Origin of the sequence: Nocardia sp. NPDC059240 (genome assembly GCF_042753865.1) — a bacterium.
Lineage (GTDB): Bacteria > Actinomycetota > Actinomycetes > Mycobacteriales > Mycobacteriaceae > Nocardia.
On sequence record NZ_JBHZAC010000007.1, the window covers coordinates 165262 to 186764 of the forward strand.

A 21503-nucleotide genomic window follows, 5' to 3' on the forward strand; every position below is an offset into this window, starting at 1 on the left:
ATCGCCATCCATGAAAGGCCTGTGTGACCAGAAATTCTGGTCACACAGGCCTTCGATATGTTGCTTGCTACTTCAGCTTGTCGCTGGACAGTCCGAGCACGCGGCGGGCCACGATGAGTTGCTGGATCTGTTGGGTGCCTTCGAAGATGTCGAGGATCTTCGAGTCGCGGCCCCACTTTTCGAGGAGGGTGCGCTGGGAGTAGCCGGTGGCACCGGCCAGCTCCACGGCCTTCAGGGTGACGTCGGTGCCCATGCGGCCGGCCTTGGCCTTGGACATCGACGCCTCGAGGGAGTTGGGCTTCTTGTTGTCGGCCATCCAGGCTGCGCGTAGCGAGAGGAGGTAGGCCGATTCCCAGTCTGCTTCCAGGCGGAGGAATTCCGCGGCGGCGGCGTGCTGGTTGTTGGCGGGCTTGTCGTAGGAGATTTCGATGCCCGCGTCGGTCAAGACGGTGCGGAGCTCCTCGAGGGCGGCGCGGCCTACGCCGACGGCCATGGCGGCGACGAGGGGGCGGGTGTTGTCGAACGTCTGCATGACGCCCGCGAAACCCTTCTCCACGTTGACTTCCGGCGAACCGAGGATGTTGTCCTTCGGGATGCGGCAGTCCTCGAAGCGGATCTCCGCGGTGTCGGACGCCTTGATTCCGAGCTTGTGCTCGAGGCGGGACACGGTCAGGCCCTTGGCATCCCGGGGGACCACGAAGGACTTGATGGCGGCGCGGCCGGCGGACTTGTCCACCGAAGCCCACACCACGATGTGGGTGGCGCGCGAGCCCGCGGTCACGAAGATCTTGGTGCCGTTGAGGACCCACTCGTCACCGTCGAGGGTCGCGGTGGCGGTGACCGCGGCCGAGTCGGAGCCGAAGGACGGCTCGGTGATGGCCATGGCGGCCCACACCTTGCCGAAACGCGACAGCTGCTCATCGGTGGCGACCGCGGCGATGGCGGCATTGCCGAGACCCTGGTAGGGGATCGACAGCATCAGGCCGACGTCGCCCCAGGAGGTCTCCAGGGCGTTCATGAGCGCGGACATGTTGCCGCCGTTGGTGTTACCCAGCAGCTCGGTGGCGTGCGCGTCCTTCTTCTCATCCTCGACCTGGCGGCCGCCGGTGGCACCGGAAATCTGCTCGGTGCCGGAGTCGGACAGGCCCTCGACCATGGCGGCCATGGTGTCCAGCTCGACCGGGTACTCGTGCTCGGCGAGATCGTACTTGCGCGAAGCCGGACGGAAGATCTCCTGCGCGACCTGGTGCGCCTGGTTGGCACTGGCCCGCAGCTTCTTGGGGAGTTCGAGATTGATCATGGGGTTGTCTCCGTGGGGAAGTCGGGGCTAGATGAGGACGATGCCTTCGGCGACGCCGACGCCGCGCAGATCGCGGTACCAGCGCTCGACCGGGTGCTCCTTGGTGAAGCCGTGTCCACCCAGCAACTGCACACCGTCCAGGCCGATCTGCATGCCCTTGTCGGTGGCCAGCTTCTTGGCCAGCGCCGCCTCGCGAGCGAACGACAGACCCTGCTCCGCGCGTGACGCACCCCGCAGGGTCACGAGACGAAGACCATCCAGCTCGATCGCCATATTGGCGACCATGAACGCGACCGCCTGCCGGTGAGCGATCGGCTCACCGAACGCCTCGCGCTCCTTCACATACGGAATCACGTAGTCCAGCACGGCCTGACCGGTGCCGATGGCCAGCGAGGCCCAGCCCAGCCGGGCCAGCCGCACGGCGTCGGCGTACTCCTCGGCGCGCACGGCGCCTTCGGCGTCACCCAGCAGGGCGGTGGTCGGCACCGCGACATTGTTGAGCACCAGGCGGCCCAGGCCCGCGGCCCGCATACCCATGCTCGGGTCGGCCTCGACCGAAACACCCTGGGTGTCGGACTCGACGATGAAGAAGGTCGGGCGGCCATCCAGCTCGGCGGCGACGATGAACAGCTCGGCATCACCGGCGGCGGGCACCAGGGTCTTCACGCCGTTGAGGCGGAAACCGCTGGGCGCACGCGTCGCCTTGGTCTTCAGAGCGAACGGATCGAACAGCGCCTGCGGCTCGGAGATGACGACCGAAGCCTGCGGCACGTTCTCACCCGCGAAAGCGCCCAGGTAGGTCTTCTGCTGCGCGTCGGAACCCCACTGCGACAGCGCGACCGCGACACCGCTCGGCGCCAGGATCGGCAGCGCCAGGCCCATGTCACCGTGCGAAAGCGCCTCGGCCACCAGCGAATTGGTCACCGCGCCCCGCTCGGACGCCGCACCCTCGAGCTCCTCGGGCACGTTGATGAGGGTCACACCCAGCTCGGCGGCGCGCTCGAGCAGATCGCGCGGGGCCTTGGCGGCATTGTCGGCCTCGTAGGCGGCCGGGCGCAGGATCTCCGCCGCGAACTCGCGCACCGTCTCGACGATCATCTGCTGCTCGTCGGTCGGGGTGAGGTCGAAGTAGTCCTTCTTACGAGACTCGTTGGCGGGCAGCCGCTTCGGCGCCCCACCTCCGGCGACCTTCTCGAACGCGCGGGTCGCGGCGCCGAGGGTGCGGAATCCGGTCTTGGTGCCCTCGTACGTGATGCGCTCGATCGGCTTGCGCAGCTTGTACTTCTCGGCGAGTTCGGACCCCGTGATGGTCGTCATGACCCGCATCGCCGCGCCCATCCAGTCGCGTTTGACCGGGTTCAGGCCAACGGCGGAGGTATCCCGCTTCGTTGCGGTGTCTCGAGTGCTCATAATCACCAGTTTTCTATCGAGGAGGTGGGTGATCCTGCCCAGCAATCTTACTCCTGAGTAAGACTATCTTACTTCAGAGTAAGAAGTGCCGTCCAGGCTTGTCGAATCGCCTGGTCAGCGCGGTGGTTCGAACTTACTCGCCGGTACCTGTCAGATCTAGTGAAACAAACACGCTTCAGAAGGTCGCGGGCTGGGCTAGGGTGCAGGCGCATAACCCGCTCCCGATGAAGGTTGTACATATGAAGATTGCGCTCGGAACCGTCGGCCTGCTCGCCGCCGGTCTGTTCCTCACTGCCCCCGCCGCCAACGCCGACGTGACGCTGCAGCCCATCGATGTCGGCATCACCGGCTCGGGCACCGGCTCCGGTACCGGCAACTGCGGTAGCGGACCGGCCGCCGAGCTCGGGCTCGGTTCCGTCGGTGTCGGCTCCTCGGTCGGTGGCCCCTACATCGACTTCGGCTCGGTCTGCGTACCGCTGCTCGGCTGAGAAGTGAGGGCGTAGCCGACATCTGACGGCAAGCCAACGCCCCGGCGTCGGGACCGCAGCCCGCGCCGGGTACACCCGCACAACCGGTGGTCCGGCCGCCCCGGAAATGCGACGATGTGGGGGATGCAAGAACGGCCGGTGACCGCCACGGGTGGTGAAACCTACTGGATAGCGGGGATTTTCGCGGCAGTCATGACCGCGCTCTCCGGCCGCTACGGCTATCACCGTGACGAGCTCTACTTCCTGGCCGCCGGGCGGCATGTGGACTGGGGATACCCCGATCAGCCGCCGCTGGTGCCATTGCTGGCCCGCGCGATGTCGGCCATCGATTCGAATTCCGTAATGCTGCTGCGCGTTCCGGCCACCCTGGCCGCGACCGTCGTGGTGATCTGCGCAGCCCGCTATGCCCGCGAGTTCGGTGGCGGGCGCAAGGCGCAGGCGATCGCGGCCGGCGCGGTGGCGTCGGCGGCACTGCTCGCCGGGGCCGGGCACACACTCAGCACCGCGATCGTCGATCTGGCCGTGTGGTCGGTGCTGATGCTGCTCGTACTGCGCCTGCTGCGAACGCCTTTCGAACCGCGCTGGTGGCTCGCGATCGGCGTTGTCGCCGGGATCGGCGTGCAGAACAAGGCCCTCATCGTGGTTCCGATTGCCGCGCTGGCGCTCTCGCTGCTCGTGACCGGTCCGCGAGAAGTATTCGCCACCAGATACTTTCCGGCCGCCATCGGCATGGCGGCGGTCATCAGCGCGCCCTACGTGCTCTGGCAGGCGCGCAACGGCTGGCCGCAGTGGGCGTTGAGCAAGGCCATCGCGGGCGGCTCCTCGGGCAGTTCGAACACCCGAATCCAGTTCGTGCTCCTGCAATTCGGGATGATCGGCCTGCTGGTGTTCCCTTTGTGGATAGTCGGCCTGCGGTGGTTGTGGCGATCGCGCTATCGCGCCTTCACCCTGGCCTACGGGGTGCAGTTCCTCGTCTATCTGATCATGGTCGGCAAGGCGTACTACCTGGGCGGAATGTATCCGCTGCTACTCGCGGCCGGGGCCGTCGCGGCCGAACCATGGCTGGCCGGGCATCGAATACGCACTGCCACACTGGTTTCAGCGATCGTCGCCGATGCGGTGTTCTCGGTGCTGGTCTTCCTGCCCATGCTGCCGATATCCGTACTGCGCAACCCGTCGCCGGTGCTCGCCATCAACAAGGAGGCGGGGGAGACCGTCGGCTGGCCGCAGTTCACGGCCCGGATCGCCGATATCCGTGCACATTCCGCACCCGACGCCGACCTGCTCACCGCCAACTACGGCGAGGCCGGCGCGATGGAGCAGTTCGGCGGACCCTTCGGCCTGCCGACCCCGCACAGTGTGGACAACGCCTACTGGTGGTGGGGGCCGCCGAGCGGTGCGCACCCCGTGATCGTCATCGGCATGTCCGCCGACCAGGTCGCCCGCTTCTGCCTCGACCCGGAACCCTTGGGCCGCATCGACAATGGCCGCGGCATCCACAATATCGAGCAGGGCCGCGCGATCATCCTCTGCCGGACGCCGCGCCGCCCCTGGTCCGAGATGTGGCCCGCCATGCGGCATCTCGGCTGAGTGCTACGCCTGCAGGGCCGCCAGCACCTGATCCTGCAGATGCGAATTGGTCGCCACCGCGCTGCCGCCGTGCGGTCCCGGCTTGCCGTCCAGCGCGGTGAAGGTGCCACCGGCCTCGCGGATCAGAATGTCCAGCGCCGCCATATCCCACAGCGACAGTTCGGGTTCGGTGACGATGTCGACCGCGCCCTCGGCCAGCAGGGCGTAGCCGAAGAAGTCGCCGTAGCCGCGCACCCGCCACACCTCGTCGGTGAGGGCGATCAGCTTGGCGCGGCGGCCGATCGCCCGCCAGCCCGACAGGCTCGAGATGGCCAGGCTCGCGGCACCCAGTTCGGCCACCGCCGACACCGAGATCGCGCGCGCCTCACCACCCTCGAAGCTGCTCCACGAGCCCGCGCCGGAAGCCGCCCACCAGCGCCGCGACAGCGCCGGAGCGCTCACCACGCCCACCACCGGCACACCGTCCTCGAGCAGCGAGATCAGCGACGCCCACACGGGAACCCCGCGCACGAAGTTCTTGGTCCCGTCGATCGGGTCGATGACCCACTGCCGGCCGTTGAATTCGACATCCCCGCCGAACTCCTCACCGAGCACCAGATCCCCCGGCCGCTCGGTCGCCAACAGCTCCCGCACGGTGCGCTCGACCGCCAGATCGGCGTCCGACACCGGCGTCAGATCCGGCTTCGAATCGATCTTCAAGTCGAGCGCGCCGAACCGCTCACGGGTAATAGCGTCGGCCGCGTCGGCCAGCCTCAGCGCAAGTTCCAGGTCAGCGGAGTAATCGGTCACGCGAGATCACGTTAGTCCTCCCCCGTTAACGCCCGGTGTCCCACCGACGCCTCAGGCGAGGACGGCTGGGTTGCGGGCCGCGGCCAGCGCGGTCGACCACCATTCGAGTTGATTCAGCAGTTGGGTGGCAGCGGCCTCGAATTCCGCGGGCTCCCGCAGCGCACCCGACTGGTCGAACAGCAGGAAGTAGCGCGGGAAGGAGACGTAGTCCTTCACCGTGTGGGCATTGAGCTCGTTGAAGATCGCCCGCAGGCCCTCGATGGCCAGCAGGCCGCCGGACTTGCCGCTGTAGCCGACGAACCCGATGGTCTTGCGATCCCACTGGGTGTAATGCCAGTCGATGGCCGTCTTCAACGAGGCCGGGAAGCTCCGATTGATATCGGGTGTCACGACCACGAACGCGTCAGCGTCCGCGAGCCGCCGGGCCAATGCGTCGCCATTGCCCGGCCGGACCGGATTCGGCTCCATCAACGGCGACACCGCGGGCAGGGCGTGCGGCAGGTCGTAATCCGCCAGATCGACGACGTCCACCTCGAACGCCCCGTGCGCCCGGGCCTGCTCGGCGAACCAATTCGCCACCACCGGCCCGAACCGCCCCTCCCGGACACTGCCGATGATCACCGCGAGACGCGGATTCGTGCTGCTCATTGTGGATCTCCCTCACGTTTCGCCGCGACCGCTCGGCCGCTCGAGATCAACTCTGCGATCCGGCGAAACCTTTAGAGAGACCACACCGAGAGTGGTAGTGGCAGGGATACTTTGCGGGTCAGCTCTGGCAGAGGTTGTCGAGCACCTGCACGCTGTAGCCGCCGTTCTTGGCGATGGCGTCGTAGTCCGCCTCGCCGATCGAACGTCCGAACCCGATCGAATACGTGGTCGAGCTGTTGCCGGAGATCTTCCCGTCCGAATCCAATTGCAGCCCTTTGGCATAGGCGGCACATTCGCCGCTGGAAATCGACGCGCTCCACGTGCAGTCCACGGTGGTGCCGACATGCCCGTTGCCGGAACCGGTATCGATCCAATGGGCCGGGTTCTTGTCGCGGCAATACTGCTGAACCGCGTCGATGGCCTCTTGCTCGCTGCCGTAGTTCGAGGAGTGGTAGTCGGTGCCGTCGGAGTAGAAGATGACAGCGGTGTACAAGTCCTGAGCATGGGCCGGTGCGGCCAGCGCAAGCCCCGTCACAGTTGACGCGACAACAGTCGTTCCGACCGTGATAAGACGTGAAAACACGTTCCCCCCTTAAGTTTTCATTCTTCGGTCCGTGAGACTAATCGGGCACTCCGCGATACGCCAAGGGAAAATAGGGTGGTAGTGGCAGGGACACCACAAGGGCGGCGGGCGTTGCTAGCGTCGAATTCGTGAGCGAGAACGAGTTGGGGCTGTTCCTGCGGTTGCGGCGGGAGGCGGTGACGCCGGCCGAGGTGGGGTTGCCGTCGGGGGCGCGGCGGCGGACGCCCGGATTGCGGCGCGCCGAATTGGCCACGCTCGCCGGGGTTTCGGTGGAGTATCTGACGCGGCTCGAGCAGGGGCGGGATCGGCATCCATCGGCGTCGGTGCTGATCGCACTGGCCGACGCGCTGCGATTGACTCCCGCGCAACGGGTGCATCTGCTCAATTTCGCCAAGGCCGGGGATCCGAACTTCAACTGCCGCGGCGGTTCCGGACCCAACCGACGCGTACGCCCGGCGGTCCAGGCGATGCTGGATCAGCTCGAACCCGCGCCTGCCGCGCTCATGAACCGGCTCAGCGAGATCCTCGCCGTGACCGACGGCTACCGCGCACTCTTCGGCCCCATCGGCCTGCTCGACGATGGGCTGCCCGGCAGCTACGCCCGCTACGTGCTGTCCGACCCGCGTGCCCGCACCGCCTACCCGGACTGGGAACACAAGGCCGACAAGTGCGTTGCCCAGCTCAAACAGGGGCCGGGCCGGGCCGACCCGCACGTCAACGCGCTCATCGAGAACCTGGCGGCCACCGTCGGTCCGGAATTCACCCACCGCCTCGACACCATCCCCGGCCTGCCCGACACCAATGGCGTCGGGCGCCTCATCCACCCGGAGGCAGGCCCCCTTCGACTGGCCTACGAAACCTTGAATCTCTCGGCCGACGACGACCAGTTCCTCATGGTCTACCTGCCCGCCGACGACGCCACGGCAACCGCCCTGGACCGCCTCGTGGGCCGTCGTCCGGGTGGGCTGCGCGCCGTCGCGGGCTGAGCATTGCCGCGGCGCGGCCGCCGAAGTTTCGGCGTGGTGCGGCGGAGCTGTAGATTTGACCATCGTGCATCCTGACGTCTCTGCTGATCTGGCCGAACTCGACACGACTCTGAAGACCATCGAGTCCGTGCTCGACATCGAGGAGCTCGCTCGCCGCATCGATGAGCTGGAACAGCAGGCCGCGGACCCGGAGCTGTGGAACAACCAGGAGCACGCGCAAGCCGTGACCAGTGAGCTCTCGCACGCGCAGAGCGAACTGCGCCGGGTGCGGGATCTGCGGCAGCGGCTCGAGGATCTGCCGGTGCTTTACGAGCTCGCCGAGGCCGAGGAGGGCGCGGATCAAACCGCCGCCCTGGCCGACGCCGACGCTGAGCGGAAGAACCTGCACGCCGACGTCGAGGCGATGGAAGTCCGGACCCTGCTGTCGGGCGAGTACGACAAGCGTGAGGCGCTGGTCAATATTCGCTCCGGCGCGGGTGGCGTGGACGCCGCGGACTGGGCGCAGATGCTGATGCGCATGTACGTGCGCTGGGCCGAGAGCCACAAGTACTCGGTCGAGATCTACGACACCTCGTATGCGGAAGAGGCGGGCATCAAGTCGGCGACCTTCGCGGTGAAGTCGCCGTACGCGTACGGCACGCTATCCGTCGAAATGGGTACGCACCGACTGGTTCGTATCAGCCCGTTCGACAACCAGGGCCGCCGCCAGACCTCCTTCGCCGAGGTCGAGGTGCTGCCCGTCGTCGAGACCACCGACCACATCGAGATTCCCGAGGGCGAGATCCGCGTCGACGTGTACCGGTCCTCGGGCCCCGGCGGCCAGTCGGTCAACACCACCGACTCCGCGGTCCGCCTCACGCACATCCCGACCGGCATCGTCGTCACCTGCCAGAACGAGAAATCCCAGCTGCAGAACAAGATTTCGGCCATGCGCGTGCTGCAGGCCAAGCTGCTGGAACGCAAGCGGCAGGAAGAACGCGCCCAGATGGATGCGCTCAAGACCAACGAGGGCGCGTCCTGGGGCAACCAGATGCGCTCCTATGTGCTGCACCCGTACCAGATGGTCAAGGACCTGCGCACCGGCTACGAGGTCAACAACCCCTCCGCCGTGCTCGACGGCGATATCGATGCTTTCATCGAGAGCGGAATTCGCTGGCGCATGAAGGAACAGACGACCAATTAGGGGTTAGGGCATGAATCTTCTCGCCGCTGGCACGGGGGCCGATCTCGGGAACTGGCTCCGATCCAGCGGTCTCGAGATCGTGCTGTTGATCGTCGGCGCCATGCTGTTCAGCCGGGCCGCGACGTATGTGCGCGACCGGATCACCCGCAAGATCGACGCCGAATTCCGCAGCAGCGATTCGCTGGTGCGTTCGGAGGCGGCCAAGCACCGGCATGCGCTGGCGCAGGTCATCACCTGGGTGGTGTTGTCGGTCGTCTACTTCCTGATCTCGCTGGAAGTATTGCGGCGCTTGGGTTTCGAACTCGGCGGTCTGGTCGCCCCGGCCGCGGTGCTCGGTGCCGCGATCGGCTTCGGCGCGCAGCGGATAGTGCAGGACCTGCTCGCCGGATTCTTCCTGATCACCGAAAGGCAGTACGGCTTCGGCGATGTCGTGCGCATCGCCGTCACTGGCAACTCCGCCGAGGCCGAGGGTACGGTCGAGGACGTCACGTTGCGCATCACGACTCTGCGTAGCGCCGACGGTGAAGTGATAACAGTCCCGAACGGTCAGATCGTGAAAGTGACCAACCTGTCGAAGGATTGGGCGCGCGCCGCCATCGACGTGCCCGTACCCGCCACCGCCGACATCAACAAGGTCAACGAGATCCTGCGTGACGTGGGGGCCAAGGCCTTCGCCGACCGCAAACTGAAAACCCTGCTGCTGGACGAACCCAGCGTCATGGGTGTCGAAGATCTCACCGTGAATCAAATGAACATCAAGATGGTGGCCCGGACGCTCCCGGGCAAACAGTTCGAAGTCGGACGCGAGTTGCGGGTGCGGGTAGCCGCGGCGCTGCGCCGGGAGGGTTTGAGTGAGAACACGTAAGTCCACGGCGATCCTGATGGCCGTGTGGGTAGCAACGTTCGTCCTGTACATCTTCGTCAAGCCCGCAGAACACGAGTCCAAGACCGCTCCGGCGATTGTGAACACCATGCTCAGCAACTATCTGCCAAACACTCCGGAGCCCCCGGCAAGGTGAGTTGACGTCAGCGCGGTGTGGTCGGCCACCGGCTCGCCGTGGCTACACTGGCTCCCCGTGATAACCCTGCGCAACGTCACCAAGTCTTATCAGACCTCGACGCGGCCAGCGCTGGACAACGTCTCCGTCGATATCGGAAAAGGCGAGTTCGTCTTCGTCATCGGGCCCTCGGGCTCGGGTAAGTCCACGTTCATGTCGCTGCTGCTCAAGGACGAAACACCGACCACCGGTGAAGTCTGGGTGGCCGACTTCCGCGTCGACAAACTGCCCGGCCGCAAGGTCCCGCAGCTGCGTCAGCGCATGGGCTGCGTGTTCCAGGACTTCCGGCTGCTGCAGCAGAAGACCGTCGAACAAAATGTGGCGTTCGCGTTGGAAGTGATCGGCAAATCTCGAGCATTCATCAATCGCTCGGTGCCGGAGGCCCTCGACATGGTCGGGCTGGCCGGCAAGGCCGATCGGCTGCCGGGTGAGCTCTCCGGCGGCGAACAGCAGCGCGTGGCTCTCGCCCGTGCCTTCGTCAACCGGCCGCTGGTCCTGCTGGCCGACGAACCGACCGGCAACCTCGATCCGGAGACGAGTGCGGACATCATGACTCTGCTCGAACGCATCAACCGCACCGGAACCACGGTGGTGATGGCCACCCACGACAACACCATCGTCGACGCCATGCGCCGGCGCGTGGTCGAACTCGATCGCGGGCGCATCGTGCGCGACGACGAGATGGGCGTCTACGGGGTGGGCCGGTAATGCGCGCGGGATTCCTTTTCAGCGAGGTCTTCACCGGCCTACGCCGCAACGTCACCATGACGCTGGCCATGATCCTGACCACCGCGGTCTCGCTGACCATGCTCGGCGGCGGCCTGCTGGCGGTGCGGATGGCCGACAAGATCCAGGACTACTACGTGCAGCGCGTGGAGATCCGGCTGTACCTCGACGATCAGACCTCGCGCACCGACCCGGACTGCACCGGGCAGCCGTGCGCGTCGCTGATGTCGGATCTCAAGAACCACGCCGACGTGGCGAATGTCCAGTTCGTCAACAGCGCCGACGCGGTCAAGGAGGTCAAGGAGACCACCTTCAAGGATCAGCCCGGCCTCGCCGACGAGGTGAGCAAGGACGGCCTGCCCGCCTCGTTCCGGGTGAAGCTGACCGACGTCACCAAATACCGCGCCATCTATGACGATTTCTCCAAGCGGCCCGGCGTCACCACGGTGCTCAACGACATGGACATCGTCGACCGGCTGACCAGCTTCTTCGTCGGATTGCGCAATGCCGCCTTCGGTTTGGCGGCACTGCAGGCACTGGCCGCACTGTTGTTGATCGCCAACATGGTTCAGGTGGCCGCGCTGGCGCGAAAGACCGAAGTCGGCATCATGCGACTGGTCGGCGCCACGCGCTGGTACACGCAGTTGCCGTTCCTGCTGGAAGCCGTACTCGCCGCGCTGGTGGGATCGGTTCTCGCCGTAGCGGGTTTGTTCATCGCGCAACCACTGGTGATCAACCGGGCACTCGGTTCGCTCTTCAATGACCAGGTGCTGCCCCGCATCACGAGCGACGACATCGCGGCCGTTGCGATGACCGTCACACCCATCGGCATCGGATTCGCCGCCCTCACCTCATATGCCGCATTGCGGTATTACGTCCGCGAGTAAGGGTGCGAAGTTCGGCGGATACGCGCCAACGCGGTTCTCGCTGTCGGGTGGTGTCCGTAGGATTGCCGTCGTGACTGCGTCGGAGGTCGAGGAAACTGTCGGGAACCTGGTGGACGCCGGAAGTGATCCGGCACACCAGGTTTTGCGAAAGACCTTCGGGTACGACAGTTTTCGCGGGCCGCAGCGGGAGATCGTCGAACAGGTGATCTCCGGCGGCGATGCGCTGGTGTTGATGCCGACCGGTGGCGGTAAGTCGCTGTGCTATCAGATTCCGGCGCTGGTGCGCCCGGGTGTCGGTGTGGTCGTCTCGCCGCTGATCGCGCTCATGCAGGATCAGGTGGACGCGCTGCAGGCCGTGGGTGTGCGGGCGGGCTTCCTCAACTCGACCCAGTTCCCCGACGAACGGCGCACGGTCGAAGCGCAATTCATCGCCGGTGAGCTGGATGTGCTCTACCTCGCGCCGGAACGGCTGCGGCTGGAATCCACCGCCCAGTTGCTGGACAAGGGCAAGATCTCGGTCTTCGCCATCGACGAGGCGCACTGTGTCTCGCAGTGGGGTCACGACTTCCGGCCCGACTATCTGGGCCTGTCCATGGTGCACGAGCGCTGGCCGGACGTGCCGCGCATCGCGCTCACCGCGACGGCCACCGAGGCCACCCGCAAGGAGATCGCCGAGCGGCTCGACCTCACCCGGGCCAAGCATTTCGTGGCCAGCTTCGACCGGCCCAATATCCAGTACCGGATCGAGGCCAAGAACCGGCCCGAGCATCAGCTGCTGTCGTTCATCCAGAACGAGCACGCCGGTGACGCGGGCATCGTGTACTGCCTGTCCCGCAATTCGGTGGAGAAGACCGCTGCTTTCCTGAGCGCCAACGGTGTCGAGGCGGTGCCGTATCACGCCGGGCTCGACAACCGGATCCGCGCGCAGAACCAGTCCCGGTTCCTGCGCGAGGACGGTCTGGTGGTGGTCGCCACCATCGCCTTCGGCATGGGCATCGACAAGCCGGACGTGCGCTTCGTCGCGCACCTGGACCTGCCCAAATCGGTCGAAGGCTACTACCAGGAGACCGGGCGTGCGGGCCGCGACGGGCAGTCGTCCACCGCGTGGATGGTGTACGGCCTCAGTGACGTTGTGCAGCAACGCAAGATGATCGATTCCTCCGACGGTGACGCCGCCCACCGCCGCCAGCTGCAGCTGCACCTGGACGCCATGCTCGCGCTCTGCGAGACCGTCCAATGCCGTCGCGTCCAGCTGCTCGCCTACTTCGGCCAGCCGGGGGAGCGCTGCGGCAACTGCGACACCTGCCTGAACGCCCCCGAATCCTGGGACGGCACCGTGCCCGCCCAGAAGGTGCTCTCCACGATCCTGCGTCTGAAACGTGAACGCGGCCAGAGCTTCGGCGCGGGCCACATCGTCGACATCCTCATCGGCAAGCGCAACCCCAAGGTCGAACAGCACGCCCACCACGAGCTCAAGGTCTTCGGCATCGGCACCGAACTGCGCGATATCGAATGGCGCGGCGTGGTCCGCCAACTCCTCGCCCAGGGCCTGCTCGCCGTCCACGGCGACTACGGCGTGCTCACCCTCACCGAGGCCAGCAACCAGGTCCTCTTCGAAAAGCGCGAAGTCATGCTCCGCCGTGAGCCCGAACGCGCCAAGGCGGCCCGAGCCACCAAGCCCGCCAAGGCATCCCGCCTCGCCGCCGCCGACCTGAGCAAGTCCGACACCGACCTGTTCGAAAAGCTCCGCGCCTGGCGCGGAGCCACCGCCAAGGAACAGGGCGTCCCCGCCTACGTCGTCTTCCACGACGCCACCCTGCGCGAAATCGCGGCTCGTAAACCGGCGACCCTCGCCGACCTGGCCGGCATCTCCGGCATCGGCGAGAACAAGCGCGCCAAGTACGGCGAGGGCGTGCTGGAAGTAATCGCCGCCGAGGGTGGTTCCGCCGGAACATCCGAAACCTCGCCCCCCGCAACATCGGTCGCAGCACCGAAGGCGGCGAGCCCGGCATCTCGCAGCGGTTCACGCTTCGAGCGCCCAGCCCCGTCGACCTTCGGTGCTGCGGACGACATCCCCTGGCCGGATGAGCTGCCACCGGACTTCGACGACCTGCCGCCCGACTACCAGTAGGACGGTCCGCCATGACATCTCCGATGCCTCAGGTTGCCGCTGAGATCTTGGTGCGCCTCCGCGAGGCCGGGTTTCCGGCCGAGGGGGCAGCGAATCGCTCGGTACTCGCGCTGGCCGAAGAGGCCGGCGAGTTCGTCGGCGCGTACCGCCGGTGGTCCGGACAGGCCCGCCGCACAGGGACATTCGACGAAATGGGGGCCGAGCTGGCCGATGTGGTCATCTGCGCGTGGATGGCCGCCGCCGAACTCGGCATCGACTTGGACGCCGCGATCGCCGGCAAGCTCGCCGTGATCTTCGACCGCGGCTGGCGCGAAGAGGAGCCCGAGAGCTGATCTTCCGGTGCCGCCAGCTGATCTCCGAGGCGGACTTCGTGACCTTCCGCACGGCCATAATCAGGCGATTTGGTTGCTGGGCAGGGGCACGATAAGCTTTCGGAGCTGCCGCGGTCCCCGGATCGCAGTGAGTATCCTGGTCCCGTCGTCTAGAGGCCTAGGACGCCGCCCTCTCAAGGCGGTAGCGCGGGTTCGAATCCCGTCGGGACTACTTCGAAAGGCCCTTCAGTGAAAACTGAAGGGCCTTTTCGTATTTCGTCGCTATCTCTCCCGTTGGATCACGCGCTACGCGTCGGTGTCGGTGACCGGTGGTGAGGCGGCCAGGATGGCGTCGAGCAGTCCCGGGAAGCGGGCATCGAGGTCCGCGCGCCGCAGTTCCACGGTTTTCGTCCGGCCCTCCTTGTGTTCGCGGGTGATGCCGGATTCGCGGAGCACTCGCCAATGGAAGGTCGCGGTCGCCTTCGTCACCGCCACCGGGAAGCTGCCGCAGGTTCGCGCGGCATCGGATTGGGCCAGGTCACGCACGATGCCCAGCCGTACGGGATTGCCGAGAGCGGTCAGCACGTCCTCGACGACGAGCTGCGCGCGGGTGGGGTGGTAGTCGACCATGCCTCGATTGTACGACTACTCACATACTGTCGTACCTAGCCGAGGATGACTGTACGTTGATTGTCGTACATTCATACTTTCCCGGAAGGAACAGCATGCCCACCTCCACCGCCCCCGTCGCCATCGTCACCGCAGCCGGCTCCGGCATCGGCTGTGGCATGGCCGCCGCGCTCGCGGCCTCCGGTTACTCCGTCTCGCTCTTCGACATCGACCCCGGAGTCGAGAATCTGGCCGTCGAACTCGGTGGCCTCGCGACGGTCGGCTCACTCACCGACCTCGACGACCTCGCGCGCCTGGTCGACGCCACGATCGAGCGATACGGCCGCATCGACGCGGTCGTCAACGGCGGCGGTCACGCCCGCAACAACGACCTGCTGTCGGTGACCGATGGGGAGTGGCACGACGGACTCGACATGCTGCTGCTCAGCGTCGTCCGCATGGCCCGGCTGGTCACGCCGCACATGGAGGCCGCCGGCAAGGGGGCCTTCGTCAACCTCTCCTCCTATACGGCCTTCGAGCCGATGGCCGAGATCCCCGTCAACTCGACGATGCGCGCCGCCCTCACCAGCTTCACCAAGCTCTACGCGGACGGTCACGCGGCCAAGGGAATCCGCATGAACAACCTCATGCCCGGCTTCGTGGACAGCTGGCCCGAGGACCCGCGCTTCCTCGCCAAGATCCCCGCCGGCCGCTACGCCACCACCGCCGAGATCGGCAAACTCGCCCGCTTCCTCGTCTCCGACGACGCCTCCTACATCAACGGCGAGTCGATCCGCATCGACGGCGGCGCGGCCCGCTCGCTGTGACCCCCGGCCAGGAATAAATGAGTCGCCCCGGCAATTAGAGTTGACCGTTATGAAGGAAAAGGGGCGCAAGGTCATCGCCAGCAACAAGAAGGCGCGGCACAACTACGCGATCCTCGAGACCTACGAGGCCGGGGTGGCGCTGGTCGGTACCGAGGTGAAGAGCCTGCGCGAGGGCAAGGCCTCGCTGGTCGACGCCTACGCCTCCATCGATGACGGCGAGGTGTGGCTGCGCGGACTGCACGTACCCGAGTACGGGCACGGCACCTGGACCAACCACGCACCCCGTCGCACCCGCAAGTTGCTGTTGCATCGCCGCGAGATCGACAAGCTGCTCGGCAAGACCAAGGAGTCGAGCCTGACCCTGGTCCCGCTGTCGATGTACTTCTCCGACGGCAAGGTCAAGGTCGAGCTGGCGTTGGCCAAGGGCAAGCAGGACTACGACAAGCGCCAGGACCTGGCCCGTCGCGACAGCGAACGCGAGATCACCCGCGAGCTCGGCCGCCGCATCAAGGGCATGCGCGGCTGAAGCCGCGTCCCCGCGCTGACGGCGCGTTAATGGAATGAACCAAGGTTTGTTCGGTGTTAGGATGAGTAGCCCGGTGAGAGCCGGGCAGTTCATTTGAATCGGTGAACACACTCGGGGCTGAACGGTTTCGACTGCGTACGTTGATTCAGGGGAAGCGTGTCAGTGCAGGCAGGAGACCACTGTATGAGCGTCGCTGCAACCTTATAAGCGCCGATTCCAATCAGCGCGACTACGCTCTCGCTGCCTAAGCAACGAAGCGTGTCTGTCAGCCCGGGTTCGCCCTCGACCCGGTCCCTGGCATCAGCTAGAGGGCTCTACTGTCCGGCGCGGTCGCGGCGTCGGATGGGACATCTAACAGCGACTGGGATCGTCATTCCGGCTTGTTCGCGTGACCGGGAGATCCGAGCAGAGGCATAGCGAACTGCACACGGAGAAGCCCTGAAAATGCGGCGGAGGACCCGGGTTCGATTCCCGGCAGCTCCACCAAAGGCCCTCTGATCCGGATTCCGGATCAGAGGGCTTTTTCGTGGCTAAGGCTTGGCGGCGATCCAGCGGCCCGTCGGGGGCACCGCCGCCAGAATCAGGGCAGCCAGCGGCACTGCGGATTCCACGAGCGCGAACATCGTCAAGCCCGGCCCGTTGTGGGCGACGTTGGTGATCTGGATGACGGAGAAGATCAGTCCGACGACGGACGTGACGATCACGAATACCCGGCCGACCGTCGTCCGAAGTGCGAGTAGTAAGCCGCCGAGTAGACAGAAGAACCCTGCGAGGCCGACATACAGCGGGAGTGACACCGCATCGCTGGACCGGTATTCCGGTTCGACTTTCGTGAACGTGTGGATGCCCACGCTGATCGCGCCGAACACGCACAACCCACCGGTCCCCAGCGATATCGCTGCCGCCAAAATCGCAGTGACGCCGTTGGGTTCAGGCGGTCGTTGGCCAAAGCCTTGTGGTGCATACGGACCCGGCGTGCCTTGTGGATAGCCCATTGAATTCCCCCTCCGCAGCATGAGAACCCGCGCGTAGTCCGTACAGACCGGTAGGACGCGGGCGCTGCTGGGGATCAGTATTGCCGGTAGAGGCTTCGTCGTTTCAGTGATCAGCAGTTCGGTTGGAAGGGGTAGCAGGAGCGGCGGGTGGGTTCGGGTGTCGGGGGCGAGGATTGGCTGATGGTCGGGATCGACGAGAGGTGGGGTTGGTCGGAGCTGCTGGAGGAGTGCGGGGCGATGAGGATGATCAGGAGTAGGGAGCCGAAGCCGAAAACGATGGGGAGGGTGAGGATTCCGAGGATCAGGTAGCGGAGGCGGAAGGAGCGTCGGGGGCGGACGGGGCGGACCGGGCGGCGGGGCTGGGGTGGGGTCATCGGGATGCCGCGCTGAGACTGTCGACCTCGGCGGTGGACAGGGTGAGTTCGGCGGAGGTCAGTAGGGCTGGGAGTTGGTTCACGTTGCGGGCGCTGGCGATGGGGGCGGCGATGGCGGGTTGGGTGCGGAGCCAGGCGAGGGCTACGGAGGCGACGGGGACGGTGTGGGTGGCGGCGATCTCGTCCAGGGCTGACAGGACGCGGAGGCCTCGGTCGTCGAGGTAGCGGAGGGCTCCGGCTGCGCGGGGGCTGGCGTCGGTGGGGGTGGTGTCGGGGCGGTATTTTCCGGTGAGGAAGCCCATGGCGAGGCCGTAGTACGGGAGTACCGCGAGCTTTTCGCGGACGCACAGGTCGGCTAGGTCGCCTTCGTAGACGGTGCGGTCCATCAGGTTGTACTGGGGCTGCACCACCTTGTAGCGGGCCAGGCCCTCGCGGTCGGAGATGGCCAGGGCCTCGGCCAGACGCGGGGCGGTGTGCTGGGAGGCGCCCAGGTGGCGGACCTTGCCCGCGCGGACCAGTTCGTCGAACGCGCCCAGGGTCTCGGCCAGGGGGATTTCTTTGTCGTCGTGGTGGGCGTAGTAGAGGTCGATGTGGTCGGTGCGTAGGCGGCGCAGTGAATCATCGGCGGCCGCACGGATGTTGGCTGCGCTGAGGCCGGGGCGGGCGGGCGACTTGGCCACCTTGGTGGCGATGTAGGTCGTGTCCCGGTTGCCGCGCGCCGCCATCCAGTCGCCGATGATCGACTCCGATTCGCCGCCGGAATTCCCCGGTACCCAGGCGCTGTAGGCGTCGGCGGTGTCGATGAGGTTGCCGCCCGCCGCTGTGAAGGCGTCGAGCACGGCGAAGGACTGCTCCTGATCCGCGGTCCAGCCGAATACGTTGCCGCCCAGGCAGAGCGGGTAGATATCGAGGTCGGTGGTGCCCAAGAGTGCCATGTCGCCAACCTAGTCCCGGTGCGGTGGAAACGCTCGACGCCGCCGCGTAGCGCGCCTCACAAAATTGCGGATTATGAAAAATTGCAGAATCTGCTAAATTTTCGGCATGGCCTCGGAGCAGGGTGAGCCGGCGATCGGCTGGCGCGAACAGAAGAAGCTGCGGACGCTGCTGGAGCTGTGCACGGCCGCGCGGCGGCTGGCCGTCGAGCGCGGGCTCGACGCCATGAATGTCGACGAGGTGGCGAAGGCGGCAGGGGTTTCGTCGCGGACGTTCTTCAACTACTACGAGACCAAGCTGGACGCCGTCGTCGGGCCGGTGGGGGAGATCGGGACGCCTGCCTCGCGGGTGGTCTTCGTCGCGGGCGGGCCGACCGGCGTGCTCATCGACGACCTGACGGTGCTCTACGCCTCCGCCTACGAACCGGAAGACGAAGCGCGCGAGAACATTTTGCTCGTCACCCAGCTCATCAAGAGCGAGCCGCGGGTGCTGGGTGGATTCCTCGCCGCCGGTGTGCGCCACGAGGCCGCGCTCACCGAACTGCTCGACGCCCGTGCCGGCGAACCGACCTCCCCCGAATTCGCCTCGCTCACAGCGGGACTCATGTCGGCCCTGACCACCCGGGCCGCCATGTCACTGGCCAACGACCCGAGCCGGTCGCTGGCCGCGGCGCTGCACGACCAATCCATCATGGCCGCTCGGCTGTTCCACCGAACCGACGCAAGGAGAAGTGATGACCGCGACGACGACTGACCCGTCGCCCACCCCGATCGTCCTGACCCAGAAGCGAATCTGGCTGATCTTTTCCGCGCTGATCGCGGGCATGTTCCTGGCCAGCCTGGATCAGACCATCGTGGGCACCGCCATGCCGACCATCGTGGGCGACCTCGGCGGCATCTCGAACATGGCCTGGACCGCGACCTCCTACCTGCTGGCCACCACCATCGTCATGCCGATCTACGGCAAGTTCGGCGACTTGTTCGGCCGCCGTTGGCTTTTCCTGTTCGCCATCGCGGTGTTCACGGCGGCGTCGGTCGGCGCGGCCCTGTCGACCGGTTTCTGGGAGTTCGTGGCCTTCCGCGGCCTGCAGGGCGTGGGCGGCGGCGGTCTAATGATCCTGGCGCAGGCCATCATCGCCGATGTGGTGCCCGCGAAGGATCGCGCCAAGTACATGGCCCCGATGGGCGCGATCTTCGGCATTACGTCGGTGGCGGGCCCACTGCTCGGCGGTTTCTTCGCCGACTCGCTGAGCTGGCGCTGGTGCTTCTGGCTGAACGTGCCGTTCGGGTTGGCGGCCTTGGTGATCGCCTACAAGTCCCTGGCGATTCCGAGCCACCGGCCCAAGACCAAGCCCGATTACCTCGGCGTGGTGCTGATGTCGTCGGCGACGACGCTGCTGATCCTCGTCACCGATTGGGGCGGCAAGCAGTATGCGTGGGGTTCCGCGGTGATCGTGTCCATGATCGCGGCGCTGGTGCTGGTGGTCGCGGCGTTCATCGCCGTGGAGGCGCGCGCCGAGGAACCGATGCTGCCGCTGTGGCTGTTCCGCAACCGGACCTTCGTCCTCACCTCGGCGATCGGTCTGGTCGTCGGTCTGGTCATGTTCGCGGCGCTGGGCTTCCTGCCGACCTACCTGCAGATGGCCACCGGCGCGACGGCCGCGGTGTCGGGTCTGCTGTTGATTCCCATGATGATCGGCATGATGGCCACCCTGATCACGTCGATGAACGCCATCAACAAGACCGGCCGCTACCGGGTCTATCCGCCGGTGGGCGCGCTGATCATGGTGGCCGCCATGCTGTGGCTGACCCGCTTGGACGCCCACACCTCGATGTGGGTGATCGGCGGCATGCTGTTCGCGGTCGGCGCGGGCCTCGGCCTGATCATGCAGATCATCGTGCTGGTCGTGCAGAACGCGGTGAGCCCGGACCAGATCGGCACGGCCACCAGCGCCAACAACTATTTCCGTGAAATGGGCGGCGCGATCGGTGTTTCCATCTTCGGCTCGATCTTCACCCACCGCCTGACCGACGGTCTCACCGAGGCCTTCCGCGCGCATCCGCAGGAGGCGATGGCCGCCCACCTCGACCCGAGCAGCCTGGTGCCGACCGTGGTCAAGCACCTGCCCAGCGGTCTGCACGACGCCATCGTGGGCGCCTATGTGAACGCCCTGGTCCCCGGCTTCTGGTACCTGATTCCGGGTGCGTTGCTGGCTTTCGTACTGGCGCTGTTCATTCCGCATCTGAAGTTGTCGGATCAGGCGGGCATGGTGGCCCGTGGTGAGGCCGTGCTCGAGGAAGAGCCCGCTCCCGCAGCGTGACTCGTGACAAGCACGAAGGCCCGGTCCATACAGACCGGGCCTTCGTCGTTTTCGGTATCGCTATCCGCCGGCGCGGCGGCGGAAGGCGCGTTTGCCGCCTGCTTGGGCGTGCGCGCCCCGGACCTTGCCGTCATTGTGGTAACTGCCCGCTGAGGCGTGGCCGTTCTTGCGTTCGAGGGCTTCCCGGAACTTGCGCTTGTTCGCTTCCTCCGGCGACTCGGTTGCTTCGCCCGCGAGATCGGCGGGGACTTCGTTTTCATCGGCCATGGCACCACCCTACGGTGTGCGCGAATGCTCGATTGCCGACTTGATTTTCGTGAGTGTCGCGTACATGCCGTCGGCCATCTCGACATCGAAGTTGTCTTCGCCGCCGAGCACGTGGTCGACGATGGTCCGGGAGATCCAGGTGGTTCCCTCCGGCGGGACCGTGCGGCGGTGGGTCAGGCGCGTGCCGGTGTCGGTCGGGGTGATCTCGAAGGACCAGACGCTGTTGTTGGTGAGGGTGCGGAAGGCGAGCTCGCGGTTGGGGGCGAACCGTTCGATGCGCGAGGCCGTCGGCCAGTACTTGCGGCCCTGCCGATTCATATTGACGGTGCGAGCGCCCTCCCGCAGGGGGCCCAATGGCCGCATCCACCGGCACTGTTCACTCCACTGGGGCATGCGCCGCAGGTCGGAGACGATGCTCCACACCTGTTCGGGCGCGGCGTCGATCTCGATGGTCGCGGACAGATTCTTCTTCGTCATGGCGGTCTCCTCGGACCCGAAGTAATCGTTCGCTGATTCTAGTAATCAATTGATGGCATCGTCAATGCATGTGATTGCACGCCTG

General features: G+C 66.1%; 24 protein-coding genes, 1 tRNA gene and 1 other RNA gene. 15 read left to right on the forward strand and 11 right to left on the reverse strand.

Annotation, left to right across the window (positions count from 1 at the left end):
- Window positions 1-67: 67 nt before the first annotated feature.
- Together ACFXHA_RS25830 and ACFXHA_RS25835 are read right to left on the reverse strand one after the other, a co-directional pair.
- Window positions 68-1300 carry an acyl-CoA dehydrogenase family protein gene (locus ACFXHA_RS25830; RefSeq protein ID WP_379361020.1) on the reverse strand — a complete coding sequence of 411 codons (1233 nt, stop codon included), beginning with the start codon at window positions 1298-1300 and terminating at the stop codon, window positions 68-70.
- A 27-nt stretch (window positions 1301-1327) separates the two neighbouring features.
- Window positions 1328-2716: an acyl-CoA dehydrogenase family protein gene (locus ACFXHA_RS25835; protein ID WP_379361022.1), complete on the reverse strand. Its 1389-nt coding sequence runs from the start codon at window positions 2714-2716 to the stop codon at window positions 1328-1330.
- Window positions 2717-2949: 233 nt separating this feature from the next.
- On the opposite strand from ACFXHA_RS25835, the gene ACFXHA_RS25840 reads away from it, so the two are divergent.
- The gene (locus ACFXHA_RS25840; RefSeq protein WP_379361024.1) at window positions 2950-3198 is read left to right on the forward strand and encodes a hypothetical protein; all 249 of its coding nucleotides are present in this window, start codon (window positions 2950-2952) and stop codon (window positions 3196-3198) included.
- Window positions 3199-3321: 123 nt separating this feature from the next.
- Window positions 3322-4788 carry an ArnT family glycosyltransferase gene (locus ACFXHA_RS25845; protein WP_379361026.1) on the forward strand — a complete coding sequence of 489 codons (1467 nt, stop codon included), beginning with the start codon at window positions 3322-3324 and terminating at the stop codon, window positions 4786-4788.
- Window positions 4789-4791: 3 nt separating this feature from the next.
- Here ACFXHA_RS25845 and hisN read toward each other — a convergent pair whose 3' ends face one another.
- The 3 genes from hisN to ACFXHA_RS25860 all read right to left on the reverse strand — a co-directional run bounded on the left by hisN (window position 4792) and on the right by ACFXHA_RS25860 (window position 6718).
- Entirely contained in the window at window positions 4792-5577 is a 786-nt protein-coding gene (gene hisN, locus ACFXHA_RS25850; protein WP_379361028.1) for a histidinol-phosphatase, read from the reverse strand.
- 51 nt (window positions 5578-5628) lie between these two features.
- Window positions 5629-6225, reverse strand: a complete 597-nt coding sequence (locus ACFXHA_RS25855) for an NADPH-dependent FMN reductase (RefSeq protein ID WP_379361030.1) — start codon at window positions 6223-6225, stop codon at window positions 5629-5631.
- Window positions 6226-6343: 118 nt separating this feature from the next.
- Window positions 6344-6718, reverse strand: a complete 375-nt coding sequence (locus ACFXHA_RS25860; RefSeq protein WP_379361032.1) for a hypothetical protein — start codon at window positions 6716-6718, stop codon at window positions 6344-6346.
- Window positions 6719-6936: 218 nt separating this feature from the next.
- On the opposite strand from ACFXHA_RS25860, the gene ACFXHA_RS25865 reads away from it, so the two are divergent.
- The 8 genes from ACFXHA_RS25865 to ACFXHA_RS25900 all read left to right on the forward strand — a co-directional run bounded on the left by ACFXHA_RS25865 (window position 6937) and on the right by ACFXHA_RS25900 (window position 14322).
- Window positions 6937-7794: a helix-turn-helix transcriptional regulator gene (locus ACFXHA_RS25865; protein ID WP_379361034.1), complete on the forward strand. Its 858-nt coding sequence runs from the start codon at window positions 6937-6939 to the stop codon at window positions 7792-7794.
- A 64-nt stretch (window positions 7795-7858) separates the two neighbouring features.
- Window positions 7859-8977, forward strand: a complete 1119-nt coding sequence (prfB, locus tag ACFXHA_RS25870; RefSeq protein WP_379361036.1) for a peptide chain release factor 2 — start codon at window positions 7859-7861, stop codon at window positions 8975-8977.
- Between the two features lie 10 nt (window positions 8978-8987).
- Window positions 8988-9842 (forward strand): mechanosensitive ion channel family protein, encoded by an 855-nt coding sequence (locus ACFXHA_RS25875; RefSeq protein ID WP_379361038.1) that lies wholly within the window; start codon window positions 8988-8990, stop codon window positions 9840-9842.
- Between the two features lie 211 nt (window positions 9843-10053).
- Complete coding sequence (ftsE, locus tag ACFXHA_RS25880) at window positions 10054-10743, forward strand: cell division ATP-binding protein FtsE (protein ID WP_379361040.1); 690 nt, start codon at window positions 10054-10056, stop codon at window positions 10741-10743.
- Complete coding sequence (gene ftsX, locus ACFXHA_RS25885; protein WP_379361042.1) at window positions 10743-11648, forward strand: permease-like cell division protein FtsX; 906 nt, start codon at window positions 10743-10745, stop codon at window positions 11646-11648. The genes ftsE and ftsX overlap by 1 nt, the downstream gene beginning before the upstream one ends.
- Window positions 11649-11718: 70 nt before the next feature.
- On the forward strand, window positions 11719-13779 hold the full coding sequence (recQ, locus tag ACFXHA_RS25890) for a DNA helicase RecQ (RefSeq protein ID WP_379361044.1): 2061 nt from the start codon (window positions 11719-11721) through the stop codon (window positions 13777-13779).
- A gap of 11 nt (window positions 13780-13790) precedes the next feature.
- Window positions 13791-14111, forward strand: a complete 321-nt coding sequence (locus ACFXHA_RS25895; RefSeq protein ID WP_379361046.1) for a hypothetical protein — start codon at window positions 13791-13793, stop codon at window positions 14109-14111.
- A 138-nt stretch (window positions 14112-14249) separates the two neighbouring features.
- Window positions 14250-14322 (forward strand) — tRNA-Glu (locus ACFXHA_RS25900).
- Between the two features lie 74 nt (window positions 14323-14396).
- Here the strand turns inward: ACFXHA_RS25900 and ACFXHA_RS25905 are convergent.
- Complete coding sequence (locus tag ACFXHA_RS25905; RefSeq protein ID WP_379361048.1) at window positions 14397-14720, reverse strand: ArsR/SmtB family transcription factor; 324 nt, start codon at window positions 14718-14720, stop codon at window positions 14397-14399.
- A 95-nt stretch (window positions 14721-14815) separates the two neighbouring features.
- On the opposite strand from ACFXHA_RS25905, the gene ACFXHA_RS25910 reads away from it, so the two are divergent.
- From ACFXHA_RS25910 to ssrA, 3 genes are all read left to right on the forward strand, one after another.
- Window positions 14816-15526 (forward strand): SDR family oxidoreductase, encoded by a 711-nt coding sequence (locus tag ACFXHA_RS25910; protein WP_379361050.1) that lies wholly within the window; start codon window positions 14816-14818, stop codon window positions 15524-15526.
- A 49-nt stretch (window positions 15527-15575) separates the two neighbouring features.
- Complete coding sequence (gene smpB, locus ACFXHA_RS25915) at window positions 15576-16052, forward strand: SsrA-binding protein SmpB (RefSeq protein WP_379361052.1); 477 nt, start codon at window positions 15576-15578, stop codon at window positions 16050-16052.
- A gap of 113 nt (window positions 16053-16165) precedes the next feature.
- Window positions 16166-16538, forward strand: a transfer-messenger RNA (tmRNA) gene (gene ssrA, locus ACFXHA_RS25920).
- A gap of 44 nt (window positions 16539-16582) precedes the next feature.
- On the opposite strand, the gene ACFXHA_RS25925 is transcribed toward ssrA, so the two are convergent.
- The 3 genes from ACFXHA_RS25925 to ACFXHA_RS25935 all read right to left on the reverse strand — a co-directional run bounded on the left by ACFXHA_RS25925 (window position 16583) and on the right by ACFXHA_RS25935 (window position 18356).
- Window positions 16583-17047, reverse strand: coding sequence for a hypothetical protein (locus ACFXHA_RS25925; protein WP_379361054.1), 465 nt, complete (start codon window positions 17045-17047; stop codon window positions 16583-16585).
- 110 nt (window positions 17048-17157) lie between these two features.
- Window positions 17158-17421, reverse strand: coding sequence for a hypothetical protein (locus ACFXHA_RS25930; RefSeq protein ID WP_379361056.1), 264 nt, complete (start codon window positions 17419-17421; stop codon window positions 17158-17160).
- Window positions 17418-18356, reverse strand: coding sequence for an aldo/keto reductase (locus ACFXHA_RS25935; protein WP_379361058.1), 939 nt, complete (start codon window positions 18354-18356; stop codon window positions 17418-17420). The genes ACFXHA_RS25930 and ACFXHA_RS25935 overlap by 4 nt, the downstream gene beginning before the upstream one ends.
- A gap of 106 nt (window positions 18357-18462) precedes the next feature.
- Here ACFXHA_RS25935 and ACFXHA_RS25940 point away from each other — a divergent pair, with 106 nt between their 5' ends.
- Together ACFXHA_RS25940 and ACFXHA_RS25945 are read left to right on the forward strand one after the other, a co-directional pair.
- On the forward strand, window positions 18463-19107 hold the full coding sequence (locus ACFXHA_RS25940; RefSeq protein WP_379361060.1) for a TetR/AcrR family transcriptional regulator: 645 nt from the start codon (window positions 18463-18465) through the stop codon (window positions 19105-19107).
- Complete coding sequence (locus ACFXHA_RS25945) at window positions 19088-20674, forward strand: MDR family MFS transporter (protein WP_379361062.1); 1587 nt, start codon at window positions 19088-19090, stop codon at window positions 20672-20674. Before ACFXHA_RS25940 ends, ACFXHA_RS25945 begins: the two co-directional genes overlap by 20 nt.
- 60 nt (window positions 20675-20734) lie before the next feature.
- Here the strand turns inward: ACFXHA_RS25945 and ACFXHA_RS25950 are convergent, their stop codons facing one another.
- Window positions 20735-20941, reverse strand: coding sequence for a DUF5302 domain-containing protein (locus ACFXHA_RS25950; RefSeq protein WP_379361064.1), 207 nt, complete (start codon window positions 20939-20941; stop codon window positions 20735-20737).
- 9 nt (window positions 20942-20950) lie between these two features.
- Window positions 20951-21418, reverse strand: a complete 468-nt coding sequence (locus ACFXHA_RS25955) for an SRPBCC family protein (RefSeq protein WP_379361065.1) — start codon at window positions 21416-21418, stop codon at window positions 20951-20953.
- Window positions 21419-21503: the final 85 nt, after the last annotated feature.